The 13,199-nt window shown below is 67.4% G+C and carries 11 protein-coding genes and 1 pseudogene; 11 read left to right on the top strand and 1 reads right to left on the bottom strand.

The window, feature by feature from the left end; genetic code table 11:
• Positions 1-20 precede the first annotated feature (20 nt).
• The 4 genes from rpmI (at position 21) to QXK92_RS05905 (ending at position 2,447) form a co-directional block, all read left to right on the top strand.
• Positions 21-215, top strand: coding sequence for a 50S ribosomal protein L35 (gene rpmI / locus QXK92_RS05920; protein ID WP_055579168.1), 195 nt, complete (start codon positions 21-23; stop codon positions 213-215).
• A gap of 88 nt (positions 216-303) precedes the next feature.
• On the top strand, positions 304-693 hold the full coding sequence (gene rplT, locus QXK92_RS05915; RefSeq protein WP_306240736.1) for a 50S ribosomal protein L20: 390 nt from the start codon (positions 304-306) through the stop codon (positions 691-693).
• Between the two features lie 21 nt (positions 694-714).
• Positions 715-1,500: an RNA methyltransferase gene (locus QXK92_RS05910; protein WP_306240735.1), complete on the top strand. Its 786-nt coding sequence runs from the start codon at positions 715-717 to the stop codon at positions 1,498-1,500.
• A gap of 152 nt (positions 1,501-1,652) precedes the next feature.
• Positions 1,653-2,447: a PE family protein gene (locus QXK92_RS05905; RefSeq protein ID WP_306240734.1), complete on the top strand. Its 795-nt coding sequence runs from the start codon at positions 1,653-1,655 to the stop codon at positions 2,445-2,447.
• A 61-nt stretch (positions 2,448-2,508) separates the two neighbouring features.
• On the opposite strand, the gene QXK92_RS05900 is transcribed toward QXK92_RS05905, so the two are convergent.
• Positions 2,509-3,552 (bottom strand): oxygenase MpaB family protein, encoded by a 1,044-nt coding sequence (locus QXK92_RS05900; RefSeq protein ID WP_306240733.1) that lies wholly within the window; start codon positions 3,550-3,552, stop codon positions 2,509-2,511.
• 206 nt (positions 3,553-3,758) lie between these two features.
• Between QXK92_RS05900 and QXK92_RS05895 the strand changes: the two genes are divergently transcribed.
• From QXK92_RS05895 to QXK92_RS34060, 7 genes and pseudogenes are all read left to right on the top strand, one after another.
• Positions 3,759-4,673: an adenylate/guanylate cyclase domain-containing protein gene (locus QXK92_RS05895; protein ID WP_306240732.1), complete on the top strand. Its 915-nt coding sequence runs from the start codon at positions 3,759-3,761 to the stop codon at positions 4,671-4,673.
• Positions 4,674-4,682: 9 nt separating this feature from the next.
• Positions 4,683-5,492, top strand: coding sequence for a rhomboid-like protein (locus QXK92_RS05890; protein ID WP_306240731.1), 810 nt, complete (start codon positions 4,683-4,685; stop codon positions 5,490-5,492).
• A gap of 199 nt (positions 5,493-5,691) precedes the next feature.
• The gene (locus tag QXK92_RS05885) at positions 5,692-7,263 is read left to right on the top strand and encodes a PE domain-containing protein (protein ID WP_306240730.1); all 1,572 of its coding nucleotides are present in this window, start codon (positions 5,692-5,694) and stop codon (positions 7,261-7,263) included.
• A gap of 162 nt (positions 7,264-7,425) precedes the next feature.
• The gene (gene pheS / locus QXK92_RS05880) at positions 7,426-8,469 is read left to right on the top strand and encodes a phenylalanine--tRNA ligase subunit alpha (RefSeq protein ID WP_306240729.1); all 1,044 of its coding nucleotides are present in this window, start codon (positions 7,426-7,428) and stop codon (positions 8,467-8,469) included.
• Positions 8,469-10,955: a phenylalanine--tRNA ligase subunit beta gene (gene pheT / locus QXK92_RS05875; protein WP_306240728.1), complete on the top strand. Its 2,487-nt coding sequence runs from the start codon at positions 8,469-8,471 to the stop codon at positions 10,953-10,955. The genes pheS and pheT overlap by 1 nt, the downstream gene beginning before the upstream one ends.
• A 151-nt stretch (positions 10,956-11,106) precedes the next feature.
• Entirely contained in the window at positions 11,107-11,802 is a 696-nt protein-coding gene (folE, locus tag QXK92_RS05870) for a GTP cyclohydrolase I (RefSeq protein WP_306240727.1), read from the top strand.
• Between the two features lie 240 nt (positions 11,803-12,042).
• Positions 12,043-12,342 (top strand): annotated as a pseudogene (locus QXK92_RS34060) (PE family protein); the annotation flags it as partial.
• Positions 12,343-13,199: the final 857 nt, after the last annotated feature.

The raw sequence follows: 13,199 nt of genomic DNA, 5'->3' as shown, positions 1-13,199 counted from the left end.
ACCAGGAAAATCGAGGAAACATGCCCAAGGCCAAGACCCACAGCGGGGCTTCGAAGCGGTTCCGGCGCACCGGCACCGGGAAGATCGTCCGGCAGAAAGCCAACCGCAGGCATCTGCTCGAGCACAAGGCGACCAAGCGCACCCGTCGTCTAGACGGTCGCACCGTCGTGTCGGCCAACGACACCAAGCGGGTCAACTCGCTGCTCAACGGCTAGCGCCGCATCGCATCCCCCATACGAAACCCCCATCGACAGCGGGCTTTCGGCAGCCCCCGACCGATTTTGAACGAGAGTAGGAACACCCATGGCACGCGTGAAGCGGGCGGTCAACGCCCACAAGAAGCGGCGCAGCGTCCTGAAAGCTTCGAAGGGTTATCGCGGTCAGCGATCCCGGCTCTACCGCAAAGCCAAAGAGCAGCAGCTGCATTCGCTCAATTACGCTTACCGTGACCGTCGCGCCCGCAAGGGCGAGTTCCGCAAACTGTGGATCTCGCGGATCAACGCCGCCGCGCGTGCCAACGACATCACCTACAACCGCCTGATCCAGGGCCTCAAGGCCGCCGGCGTCGAGGTGGACCGGAAGAACCTGGCCGACATCGCGATCAGCGATCCCGCGGCGTTCACCGCGCTGGTCGAGGTCGCTCGGGCCGCGCTGCCCGAGGATGTCAACGCACCCTCGGGAGAGGCTGCCTAACACCACCCGGGTCCGCACACCATGAAGGCCGCGCTCACCGAACGCTCGGCCCGGGTGGCTGCCGCGGTCAAACTGCACCGTCACGTCGGCCGGCGCCGCGCGGGACTGTTCCTCGCCGAAGGGCCCAATCTCGTCGCGGGGGCCCTGCAGCGTGGGCTGGTCCGGGACCTGTTCGTCACCGAGGACGCGGCGCTCCGGCATGACGCGCTGGTTTCCGGGCAGGCAACGCCCGTCCATCTGGTGACCGAGCGGGCCGCAAAAGCGTTGTCCGACACCGTGACGCCGACCGGTCTGGTCGCGGTGTGCGAGATCCCGGCGACGAATCTGGACGATGTGCTGCCGGACTCGCCGAGCCTGATCGCGGTTGCCGTGGACATCGGCGAGCCGGGCAATGCCGGCACACTCATCCGCATCGCCGACGCGATGGGCGCCGCGGCGGTGGTTCTGGCCGGTCACAGCGTCGATCCGTACAACGGCAAGTGCCTGCGCGCATCGACCGGCAGCATCTTCTCCATCCCCGTCGTGGTCGCTCCCGACACCGAGTTGGTGCTCGCTTCGCTGCGGCGCGCCGGGCTGCAGGTGCTGGCCACCGCGGTGGACGGCGAGACGTCCCTCGACGACGCCGACCCGATCCTCGCGCGGCCGACGGCCTGGCTGTTCGGGCCGGAGGCGCAGGGACTCCCGGCTGAGGTCGCCGCGCAGGCCGACCGCCGGTTGCGCATCCCGATGGCGGGGGGAGCGGAGAGCCTGAACGTTGCCGCGGCCGCGGCCATCTGCCTGTACCTGAGCGCACGGGCCTCACGCTGACCGTTCAGCCGCTCTAGCAAATCATTCGCACATCCCCACTTTGGTAAGACATGTGAAATTGGTTAGCGGAAATTTCACTCCTGACTGTTAATATTTGTCACACGTCGAATAGTCGGCGTGATGTCGCAAGACTGTCGGGGCAGGGGGCAGCTATGTCATATTTGAACGTCGTTCCGGAAATTCTGAAGTCGGCCAGTGGGTGCCTGGAGTCCATGGGCGACGGCATACGCACTGCGAATGCGGCAGCGGCCGCGCGAACGACCGCAATCGCGGCACCAGCCCTGGATGAAATCTCGGTGGCGATCTCGAACCTTCTGGGTAAGCACGGCCAGCAATTCCAGGCGTTGAGTGCGCAGACCGCGGCTTATCACGACACCTTCGTCAGCCTGTTGAACGGCGGTGCCGCGCAGTACGTGAGTGCCGAATTCGCCAATGTGCAGCAAACTTTGGCGAGTTCGAGTGGTGCCGGTGTCGCCGAGGCCAGCCCACTGGACACGCTCATCAGCCTCTCCACCGTCAGTCAGAGCTCGAATCTCGGCCCGCTGCAGCTGTCCTCGAGCTATGGCCTGGGTGGCCTCTATCAGTCCGCGATCCTCAACGGGCCGTTCGGCCAGATCGGGTCGTTCTCGCTCAGCGGCACCCCGATTTTTCCGACGAGCACAGGTGGAAATCTGGGGCTCGTCGCCAACGCAACCGGAACCCTGAACACCGCGTTCGGCCCGCTGACGTGGATGTCGGCCAACGGCAATGTGCTGGTATCGCCGACTGGCGGCTTCGCGGGGTCGTTGGGTGGCTTGACACCGTTCGGGCCCACTGCGGTCACGCTGAACGGAACCGTACCCACCATCACCGGGGGGTCGATTACGGCTTTGGGCTGGGAGTTCTGGTTCCAGGGCAACCAGTTCGGCGTCGTCCCGCTGTTCCTGCGGCCGCTCGGGCTGGCGTAGCAGCCTCGGGCCGCCGGGTTGCGCCCGCGCGCCGGCCGCAGGCCGGGCAGGCTCAGCAGGCTCAGGCGGCCCGGCTGCGCCCGCGCGCCGGTCGCAGCCCGGCGATCGACAGGGTGCTGTGCACCAGCGCGCCGGCCCGCTCCATGATCACCCGGGCCGGCTCGAGGGGGGAGCGGGGCCGGGGCGGAAAGTAGTGCATCGGCAGTCCACGGCGGTCCCGCGGCGGCGCCATGAACGCGGGCGCTTCCACCAACGGTGCGTCACTGCGGGTCCGACCCTCCGCACGACGGTAGGCCGCCAGCGCGCGCGGGTGCAGCCGGATCTCGTCGGGCACCGCCAGGAAGGCCAGTTCGACCAGCTTGCCGAACAACCGCAGCAGGATTTCGTCTCCGGGTGTCCAGCGCATGCCGGCTTTTTCCCGGACTGCGGGCTCGAAAAGGCCGGCCGCTATCCAGCGCTGACCGGCGACCATCGGCTTGAACATCTGGTCCCAGACCGGCGTCGGGATCAGCACGAATTTCGGCTTGGGGATCCGGATCTGGAAAATGTCCAGCACCGCCTGGTTGATCTCCAGCTCCTCGCGCCCGACCCGCTCCCAGTACTCCTGGAAGTCCTCCCACGACTTGGGCACCGGCCGCATGCTCATTCCGTACATTCGGTACCACTGCACATGCTCGTCGAACAGTTGGCGTTTCTCGGCCTCGGTCAGCCCGCCGCAGAAGTATTCCGCGACCTTGATGACGAGCATGAAGAACGTCGCGTGGGCCCAGTAGAACGTTTCGGGGTTCAGCGCGTGATAGCGTCGGCCCGCGCCGTCGGTGCCTTTGATGGTGCGGTGGTAGCTCTTGATCTGCTGGCCGGTCTGGGCCGCCCGGTCGCCGTCATAGACGACCCCCATGATCGGGTAGACGGACCTGGCCACCCGCTGCAGAGGTTCGCGCAGCAGGATGGAGTGCTCCTCGACCCCGGCGCCCAGTTCCGGATACATGTTCTGGATCGCGCCGATCCAGATCCCCATCATGCCGGTGCGCAGGTCTCCGAAATACTTCCAGGTCAGCGAGTCCGGCCCGAGGGGATCAGCCGCTGTCGTTGCAGGAACAGTCATCACGGCCTCCAAAGCGCCTCATTGTGGGCTCACGATAAACGGTGACAACGTACGTTGTCTAGCACATCGGCGTATGCGTCGCATCTGTGTTACGGACTCTCCACAGCGCCGCCGCACTCGTGTGATCAGGGCGTTTGCTGCGACGTGTGACACAAGTGGCGTGGGCCTCGTTGCCTGCCTCAGTCCGGACCACCTACCCTTGCCGAGTGGAGGTCGGGTCTGGCGAAGCGGAGTCCGGCGTGCCCGACGAGACCGCGACTGCGGTGGCCCACCAGGAAGCCGCGCCCCGTCGTTCTCCCGGAAAGTGGCTTCGCAGCACCAATCACAGTCCGAACGTGGTGGCCTTCGTCAAGAGGGCGCGACGGCTGCTGCCCGGCGACCCCGAGTTCGGTGATCCCTTGTCGACGGCCGGAGAGGGCGGTCCCCGGGCTGCCGCACGCGCTGCCGACCGGCTGCTGGGCGACCGCGACGCGGCATCGCGCGAGGTCAGCCTTGGTGTGTTACAGGTGTGGCAGGCGATGACCGAGGCCGTTTCGCGCAAGCCGGCAAATCCCGAGGTGACGCTTGTCTTCACCGACCTGGTGGGTTTTTCCACCTGGTCGCTGCAGGCCGGGGACGACGCCGCGCTCACGTTGCTGCGCCAGGTCGCCCGGGCGGTCGAGTCCCCGATGTTGGACGCCGGCGGGCACATCGTCAAGCGAATGGGTGACGGCATCATGGCCGTCTTTCGTCGTCCCGCCGTCGCCGTGAAGGCAGTGCTCGCCGCTCAGGAGGCGATCAAATCCGTTGAGGTGCAGGGTTATCGGCCACGCATGCGGGTTGGTATCCACACCGGGCGGCCGCAGCGGCTGGGTGCGGACTGGTTGGGCGTCGACGTGAACATCGCGGCCCGGGTCATGGAGCGTGCCACCAAAGGCGGCGTGATGATCTCGAGCCCGACGCTGGACCTGATTCCTCAGAGCGATCTGGACGCGATGGGTGTCACGGCCAAGCGGGCGCGCAGGCCGATGTTCGCCAGCAAACTCACCGGCATTCCGCCCGACTTGGCTATTTATCGCCTGAAAACTCACAAAGAGTTGTCAACCAGCGATAACACAAATGAGACAAACGTCCATGCATAGTGGAAGGTGATGTTTTCTACCTTTCTCACCCGCCTGTCGCGGGTCCGTTTCACGGTCGGCTACGTGGCGGCGCTGTTCGCTGTCAGCACCACAATGCTGATGTTGAGCCCCCAGGCCCATGACAGCGTCATCCGACACGCCAGCACGAACCTGCACAACCTGTCGCACGGCCGGATCGGCACCCTGGTTGGCAGTGCCTTCGTGGTCGAGGCGGGGCCGCTGTGGTTCTGGCTGCCCTTTCTGACCTGCCTGCTGGTCCTGGCGGAACTGCACCTGCGCACCATCCGGCTGCTCGTGGCGTTTATGGTCGGCCACATCGGCGCCACCCTGGTTGTCGCCGCAGCGCTGGCGACGGCGGTGAAGATGGGCTGGATGCCGTGGTCGATCACCCACGCCAGCGACGTCGGAATGAGCTACGGCGCGCTGGCGGCGCTCGGCGCGTTGACCGCCACGATCCCGCGGTCGTTCCGGTCAGCATGGATCGCGTGGTGGATCACGGTGAGTGTGACGGCCGCGGTCATGGGCGGCGAGTTCACCAACGCGGGGCACGCCGTCGCGGTCACGCTGGGTGTCCTGGTCTCGCTGCGGTTCCGGGCGCCGATCCACTGGACGCCCGTGCGGTGCCTGATGCTGCTGGGGTCGGCGGGCTTCGGCTTCCTGATGCTGGCGCACAGCATGTGGGGGATGGCCGGCGGCCTTGCATTCGGCGCGTCCGCGGCCCTCATCGCCCATGTCGTGAGCAACCGATTCGGCTCGCGCGCGACGGAGAACGCCGTTCTGGATGAGGTGGCGGCCGGCGTGCAGCCTGTAACGGTCTGAACGCCACCGAATAGCAAACTAGAATCCGCTTCGCGTTTGTTCGACTGAACCAGCGGACCAAGGTCTGAAATTTCGCCGTATTGGCTGCTCTGTCGGCTGATCTAGTGATGTCGAACGAGCCGGACGAGGCGCGACGATTGAAAATCACCGAGGCACGTGGCAACGTAACCCGGGCGCGCCGAACCGACCGGAGGATGCCATGAGTTTTCTGATCGCCGATCCGGGCATGTTGTTGGCCGCCGCGACGGATCTGGAAGACATCCGCTCCGCCGTGGCGTCCGCTGGGGCGACGGCAGGTCTGACCACACGACTCGCGCCGGCCGCCGCCGACGAGGTGTCCGCGGCGGTCGCGGGGATGTTCGGAGCCTACGGCCAGGAGTACCGCGCGCTCAGCTCTCAGGTGGAGGCCTATCACGCCCGATTCGTGCAGGCCCTGGCCGCGAGCGCGGACTCCTTCGCCACTGCCGAGGCGGCCAACGCCTCGATTGTGCAGACCCTGCAGGAGCAGCTGCTCAGAGTTGTCAACGCGCCCACCCAACTGCTGCTGGGCCGGCCCTTGGTCGGCGACGGTGCCGACGCGTCGGTGGCCGGCGGACGTGGCGGCGACGGGGGGCTGCTGATCGGAAATGGCGGCCGGGGGGCGGCCGGTGCCGGCGGACAGGCCGGCGGTGCCGGTGGCGACGCCGGACTATTCGGCAACGGCGGTGCCGGCGGTAACGGCGGCACCGGAGCGCCCGGCGGTGCCGGCGGGCGGGCCGGGCTGCTGTTCGGCCGGCCCGGAATCGCCGGGCTGCCCGGCAGCGTCACGCCGCCGCCACCGGTCGGCACGGGTGTGTTCTCTCCGTACGTCGACATGACGCTGTGGCCCCAGTTCGACTTCACCGGTGCCAGCCGGATCGGCAGCATCGAGGACGTCACTTTGGGTTTCATCACCGCCAATGCCGCCGGCCAGCCGGCTTGGGGAGGATTCACCGAGTACACGATCGGCAACGGCGGCGCCGTCGCGAACGGCAGTCTGCTCGGCCAGATCAACAGTCAGATGGACGCCATGCGCGCCGCAGGAATCAACGCCACCATCTCCTTCGGCGGCGCGGCGAACCAGGAACTCGCCCTGACCGGCGGGACAGCGGCCGAACTGGCCGCGAAGTACACCTCGGTGATGAACGCCTACGGAATTCACAAGCTGGATTTCGATATCGAAGGTGCGGCCCTGGGTGACACGGCCTCGCTCAAGCTCCGCTCGCAGGCGATCGCAGCACTGCAGACCACCGGAGTCGCCACCGGCAGGCCGGTCGAGGTGTCGTTCACGCTGCCGGTGATGCCGACGGGCCTGACCGCCGACGGTCTGCGGGCCGTTCAGATCGCCGTCGACAGTAACGTGCAGATCAGCCACGTGAACATCATGGCGATGGATTACTACGACCCGACCCTGCCGTACGCCGGGAAGATGGGCGACTACGCGATTCAGGCGGCCACCGCCGTCCATGATCAATTGACGACGTTGTACCCGTCGAAAACCAGCGCGCAGATCTGGTCGATGGTCGACGTGACCCCGATGATCGGCGTCAACGACGATCCGGCCGAGATCTTCACCCTGGCCGACGCCCAGAAGCTCACCACCTTTGCCGAGCAGAACAATATCGGTGGACTGCACATGTGGTCGGCCAACCGCGACTTCCCGGGCCCGCTGGGTGTGCTGACGAATGTCAGCAGTGGAGTGGCGCAGAACCCTTGGGAGTTCTCCCAGACCTTCGAACAATTCGATTCCTGATCTTCCGTGATCCGGGACACAACTGACGATGACTTATGATCGGCAGTTGCGTCATACCCGTGCCGTGACCCCTCCCGCTGACCACGCGGGCCGCGCTGGAGCTCATTGCGCGGGGTAGAGGCCGGGCAGCCCGACCAGCCTCAGCAAGGAGAGTGCCGCCGCGTGGGTGATCAACCCGTCGACCTGTCGCCGGAAGCTCTGGCCAAGGCGGTCGAGGCTGCCCAGCAGGCCATCGCGTCCGCCGGCACGCTGGACGCTCTCGCGCACGCCAAGACCGAGTACCTCGGCGACCGCTCGCCACTGGCTCTGGCGCGACAGGCGCTGGGCAGCCTGCCCAAGGAGCAGCGTGCCGATGCGGGCAAGCGGGTCAATGTGGCCCGCACTGAAGCCCAGCGCAGCTACGACGAGCGCCTTGCGGTCCTGCGCGCCGAGCGCGACGCGGCAGTGCTCGTCGCCGAGCGTATCGATGTCACGCTGCCTTCGACCCGCCAGCCGACCGGCGCACGGCACCCGATCACCATGCTGGCCGAGCACATCGCCGACACGTTCGTGGCGATGGGATGGGAGCTGGCCGAGGGTCCCGAAGTCGAAACCGAGCAGTTCAACTTCGACGCCCTCAACTTCCCGCCCGATCACCCGGCGCGCAGCGAACAGGACACTTTCTACATCGCGCCCGAGGACTCGCGGCAACTACTGCGGACCCACACGTCCCCGGTGCAGGTACGGACCCTGCTGGAGCGCGAGTTGCCCGTCTACGTCATCTCGATCGGCCGGACGTTCCGCACCGACGAACTCGACGCCACCCACACGCCGGTGTTCCACCAGGTGGAGGGATTGGCCGTCGACCGTGGACTGACCATGGCCCATCTGCGCGGCACTCTGGACGCGTTCGCCCGCGCCGAATTCGGCCCGTTGGCGCGCACCAGGATGCGTCCCCACTTCTTCCCGTTCACCGAACCGTCCGCCGAGGTCGATGTCTGGTTCGAGGGCAAAAAGGGCGGCGCCGACTGGGTGGAGTGGGGTGGCTGCGGGATGGTGCACCCCAACGTCCTGCGCGCCGCCGGTATCGACCCTGAGGTCTATTCCGGCTTCGCGTTCGGGATGGGGCTGGAACGAACCCTGCAGTTCCGCAACGGGATACCCGACATGCGCGACATGGTGGAAGGCGACATCCGGTTCTCGCTGCCGTTCGGGGTGGGGGCCTGATGCGCGTTCCGTACAGCTGGCTGCGCGAGGTGGTCTCAGCCGGCGCGCCGGGATGGGATGTCGGTGCTGCCGAGTTGGCGCAGGCGCTGGTGCGGATCGGTCACGAGGTGGAGGACGTCGCCGGACTCGGTCCGGTCGAGGGTCCGCTGGCCGTGGGCCGGGTGGCCGAGATCGAGGAGCTCAGCGGCTTCAAGAAGCCGATCCGGGCCTGCCTGGTCGACGTCGGCAACCCCGAGCCGCAGGAGATCGTTTGCGGCGCGACGAATTTCGTCGTGGGCGACCTGGTGGTCGTGGCGCTGCCCGGAGCGACGCTGCCTGGCGATTTCACCATTGCCGCGCGCAAGACCTACGGCCGCAACTCCAACGGGATGATCTGCTCGGCCGCCGAACTCGGCTTGGGGGCGGATCATTCCGGGATCCTGGTGCTGCCCGCGGGTACCGCGGAACCCGGGGCCGACGCGGCTGCGGTGCTCGGTCTCGACGATGTGGTGTTCCACCTCGCGATCACACCGGACCGCGGCTATGGCCTGTCGGTGCGGGGGCTGGCCCGCGAGATCGCGTGCGCCTACGACCTGGACTTCGTCGATCCCGCGGCGGTGGAGCCGTTGCCGGCTCAGGGCGAAGCGTGGCCACTGACGGTGGACTCTGCCACGGGCGTGCGACGGTTCGCGCTGCGCCCGGTGACCGGGATCGACCCTGCGGCGGTGTCGCCGTGGTGGCTGCAGCGGCGACTGCTGCTGTGCGGCATCCGTGCCACCTCGCCGGCGGTGGACGTCACCAACTACGTGATGCTTGAACTCGGCCATCCCATGCATGCTCACGACCGCGCCCGCATCACCGGCGGATTCCGGGTGCGCTTCGCTCAGCCTGGCGAGACCGTCGTCACCCTGGACGACATCGAACGCAAGCTGGAACCGGTCGACGTCCTGATCGTCGATGACGTCGCGACCGCGGCGATCGGCGGTGTGATGGGCGCGGACAGCACCGAGGTTCGCGCCACCTCCACCGAGGTGCTGCTCGAGGCAGCCGTCTGGGACCCCGCGGCGATATCGCGAACCCAGCGACGGCTGCATCTGCCCAGCGAAGCGGCGCGCCGGTATGAACGCGCCGTTGACCCGGCCATCTCGGTGGCAGTCCTGGACCGGTGTGCCCGGCTGCTCGTCGACATCGCCGGGGGAGTCGCCGAACCCACTCTCACCGACTGGCGGGGCGATCCACCGCGTACCGACTGGTCGCCAACGCCGGTCGAGATCCTGGCCGACCTGCCGGACCGCATCGCCGGCGTGGCTTACCCGCCCGGCACCACCGCCCGGCGGCTCCGCCAGGTCGGCGCGGAGGTGGCGCAAGACGGTGACACCCTGACGGTCACGCCGCCGAGTTGGCGTCCCGACCTGCGTCAACCCGCAGACCTCGTGGAAGAGGTGCTGCGGCTCGAGGGTCTCGAGGCGATCCCGTCGGTCCTGCCGTCGGCACCCGCGGGCCGGGGGCTGACCGCCACCCAGCAGCGACGCCGGGCGATCGGGAAATCGCTGGCCCTGTCGGGTTACGTCGAGATCCTTCCGACGCCCTTCCTGCCGGCGGGTGTGTTCGATCTCTGGGGATTGCCCGCCGACGACCCTCGGCGCAGCACGACCAACGTGGTCAACCCCCTGGAAGCCGACCGGCCGCAGCTGGCCACCACGTTGTTGCCGGCCCTGCTGGAGGCGTTGCACCGCAATGTCTCCCGGGGACTCGGCGACGTGGCGCTGTTCGCCATCGCGCAGGTGGTGCAGCCCACCGACCAGACCCGCGCCGTCGACCTCATCCCGGTCCACCGGCGGCCCACCGATGCCGAGATCGCCACCCTGGACGCATCGTTGCCACGCCAACCGCAGCACGTCGCCGCGGTCCTGGCGGGATTGCGCGAGCCGCGCGGTCCCTGGGGACCGGGCCGTCCCGTGGAAGCCGCGGACGCGTTCGAGGCGGTGCGGATCATTGCGCGAGCCGGCGGCGTGGACGTCACGCTGCGAGCCGCCCAGTACCTGCCGTGGCATCCGGGCCGGTGTGCGGAGGTTCTCGCCGGCGGCACCGTCGTCGGGCACGCGGGTCAGCTGCACCCGGCCGTCATCGAACGGGCCGGGCTTCCGAAGGGGACCTGCGCGATCGAACTGGACCTGGCGGCGATTCCCCTCGGCGGCGTCCTCCCCGCGCCGCGCGTGTCGCCTTTCCCGGCGGTGTTCCAGGACGTGAGCCTGGTGGTGGCTGCCGATGTTCCGGCTCAGGCTGTCGAAGACGCGGTGCGCGACGGAGCGGGCGAGTTGCTCGAGCATCTGCAATTGTTCGACGTCTTCGCCGGCGCGCAGATCGGCGAGAATCGCAAATCGCTGACATTCGCCCTGCGGTTCCGGGCCCCGGACCGCACCCTCACCGAGGACGACGCCACCGCGGCCCGTGACGCGGCGGTGCGCTGCGCGGCCGAACGGGTCGGCGCCGAACTGCGTAGCTGACTGGGCCGGCGATCGGCGATCCGGTCACCCGGCCCGTTGCTTTTGTTGAGTTAAGACGGTTGTGTCCGCAGTCGGCAGCTGCGTAAATTTATCTCGTCAGTTTGCTGACAGATTCCATCCCGCTGTCCCGCGCCATCGGCGAGGAGGCTTTATGACGGACGTGGCCAGCCAACCCGACAACGTCATCGAGATGGCGGGCCCGGCCGCCGGGATGACGGCAAACCTGACCAGTCGGTGCTTCGACAGTCCGTCCCGTTCGATCTCCCCGTTTGAGTGGGAGCGGTTCGAGGCCTCGATCGCCGAGATCTTCACCGCGTTCGGCCTGGACCTGGCGACACCGGGCACCCGGGACACGCCGAAGAGGTTCCTGAAGGCGCTCTACGACATCACTGCCGGTTACGACGGTGATCCCAAGCTCGCGACGAGCTTTCCCGCCGAACGCGGCTACGCCGTCGAGGCCGCGCCCTCACAGGTCATCGAGGGGCCCATCGATTTCAACTGCCTCTGCGAACACCACGCGTTGCCGTTTTTCGGGACCGCCTTCATCGGTTACATCGCGGGCGACCAGATCATCGGTATCTCCAAGCTGACGCGATTGGTCCGGCTGTTCGCGCGCCGGTTCACGGTTCAGGAGCGCCTCGGCGAGCAGGTGGCTGACGGGCTGACTGCGCTGATCGAGCCTCGTGGCGTGGCGGTGCACCTGGAAGCCGCACACCTGTGCACGCATGTTCGGGGGGTCGCCGAGCATTCGCGAACCACCACGACCGTCTGGCGCGGCGAGTTCTCGGACGCCGAACTCCGGCGTGAGTTCCTCGCCGAGGTGCGCACGCTGCGCCGTGACAGGTAGCTGCCGGCGAGACATTTCCGCGGGCCGGACTGCGGCGCGAACCCGGCCGTCGACATGACGATTTTAGATGTAAACCATCGCCGAATGTGATCATCCCTGGTTGGGCTATATCGGCTGTCTGCCTGCCTGGTTACAGGAAACTGCGAGTCTGCTGAGGCTTTTGCACACGCGTTTCATATCGCTTTAAATTCATCTTCGCGGCGGCGGATGACCGCCGGTCACTAACGGGCTAGTGAGGAGATGGATATGTCGTATGTGGTGGCGGCGCCGGAGTTGGTTGCGGCAGCGGCGCAGAATTTGGCCGGAATCAGCTCGGCGCTGGGCGAGGCGACGACGGCAGCCGCGGGTCCGACGACGTCGGTGCTGGCTGCCGGTGCGGACGAGGTCTCGGCGGCGATCGCGCAACTGTTCGGAACGCACGGCCAGGAGTTCCAGGCGATGAGCGCGCAGGCGACGGCGTTCCACGACGAGTTCGTGGGGTTGCTGAATGCCGGTGCGGGCGCCTATGCGAATGCCGAGGCGGCCGGCGCGCAGGCGCTGGTCGGTTCGGGCATAGCGGGGTTCGCGGACGCGGTGGCCGCGCCGTACCAGGCGCTGTTGGTGAACACGGCCGGGAACCTGCAGGCTCTTGGTGGCGCGCTGGCCGCCAGTCCCGCGCCGGTTCTGAGCCAGCTGGCCGCGAACCTGTCGGGTTACGGGCCGCAAATTTTGAGCGGTCTGGCGAATGCGCCGGCCAGCATCCAGGCCGGTTTGTCCGCGCTTCCGACGATCAACCCGCTGGCGGCGGTGCAGGGTTTCGTCGACCAGCAGATCGGTTTCGCGCAGGTGGTCGCCGGGTCGCTGCAGAATGCCGGCAACGACCTCGTCGCCGGGTTCAGCGCGCTGCCGTCGAGCTTTCAGGCTGCGTCGCAGGCATTCGCCGTCGGTGATGTCACCGGTGGCCTGCAACTCATCGGCGGGGGGTTCCTCAACCCGTTCTTCTCGGGCTTCAACACCGTTACCGGCGCTGATGGTGTCATCACCGTGACGCCGACTGGTGCGGTCGGCGACCTGTTGCCGATCTTCTCTATTCCCGGTCAGATGGCGCAGGACTTCACCAACTTGCTTCCGGCGGGCTCGATCCCGGCGCAAGTGTCGCAGCATCTGACCAATGTGGTGAGCACCCTGACGGACACCGGTGTCACCTCGACGGTCGGACTGATCGTCGACCCCAACGGCCCGTTCGGTCTTGGGGTCACGATCGACGCTCACATGGGACTGCCGCTGGCCCTGGGCATCGAGGCGCTGGGTGCCCCGGCGAACGGCCTCCACGCGTTGGCCGTCAGCGCGACAACGTTTACGACCGCAATTCAGAGCGGCAACCCATTCGGGGCGACGGCGGCGGTCTTCGGCGCGCC

This window comes from Mycobacterium sp. TY815 (genome assembly GCF_030755135.1).
GTDB lineage: Bacteria > Actinomycetota > Actinomycetes > Mycobacteriales > Mycobacteriaceae > Mycobacterium.
This window is presented reverse-complemented; position numbering and strand designations above follow the sequence as displayed.

Bases quoted from the DNA above. Each gene is read 5' to 3' on its own strand.
- pheT (WP_306240728.1), top strand. From the start codon at position 8,469: ATGCGCGTTCCGTACAGCTGGCTGCGCGAGGTGGTCTCAGCCGGCGCG.
- QXK92_RS05885 (WP_306240730.1), top strand. From the start codon at position 5,692: ATGAGTTTTCTGATCGCCGATCCGGGCATGTTGTTGGCCGCCGCGACG.
- QXK92_RS05905 (WP_306240734.1), top strand. From the start codon at position 1,653: ATGTCATATTTGAACGTCGTTCCGGAAATTCTGAAGTCGGCCAGTGGG.
- rpmI (WP_055579168.1), top strand. From the start codon at position 21: ATGCCCAAGGCCAAGACCCACAGCGGGGCTTCGAAGCGGTTCCGGCGC.
- QXK92_RS05900 (WP_306240733.1), bottom strand. From the start codon at position 3,552: ATGACTGTTCCTGCAACGACAGCGGCTGATCCCCTCGGGCCGGACTCG.
- QXK92_RS05910 (WP_306240735.1), top strand. From the start codon at position 715: ATGAAGGCCGCGCTCACCGAACGCTCGGCCCGGGTGGCTGCCGCGGTC.
- folE (WP_306240727.1), top strand. From the start codon at position 11,107: ATGACGGACGTGGCCAGCCAACCCGACAACGTCATCGAGATGGCGGGC.
- QXK92_RS05890 (WP_306240731.1), top strand. From the start codon at position 4,683: ATGTTTTCTACCTTTCTCACCCGCCTGTCGCGGGTCCGTTTCACGGTC.
- rplT (WP_306240736.1), top strand. From the start codon at position 304: ATGGCACGCGTGAAGCGGGCGGTCAACGCCCACAAGAAGCGGCGCAGC.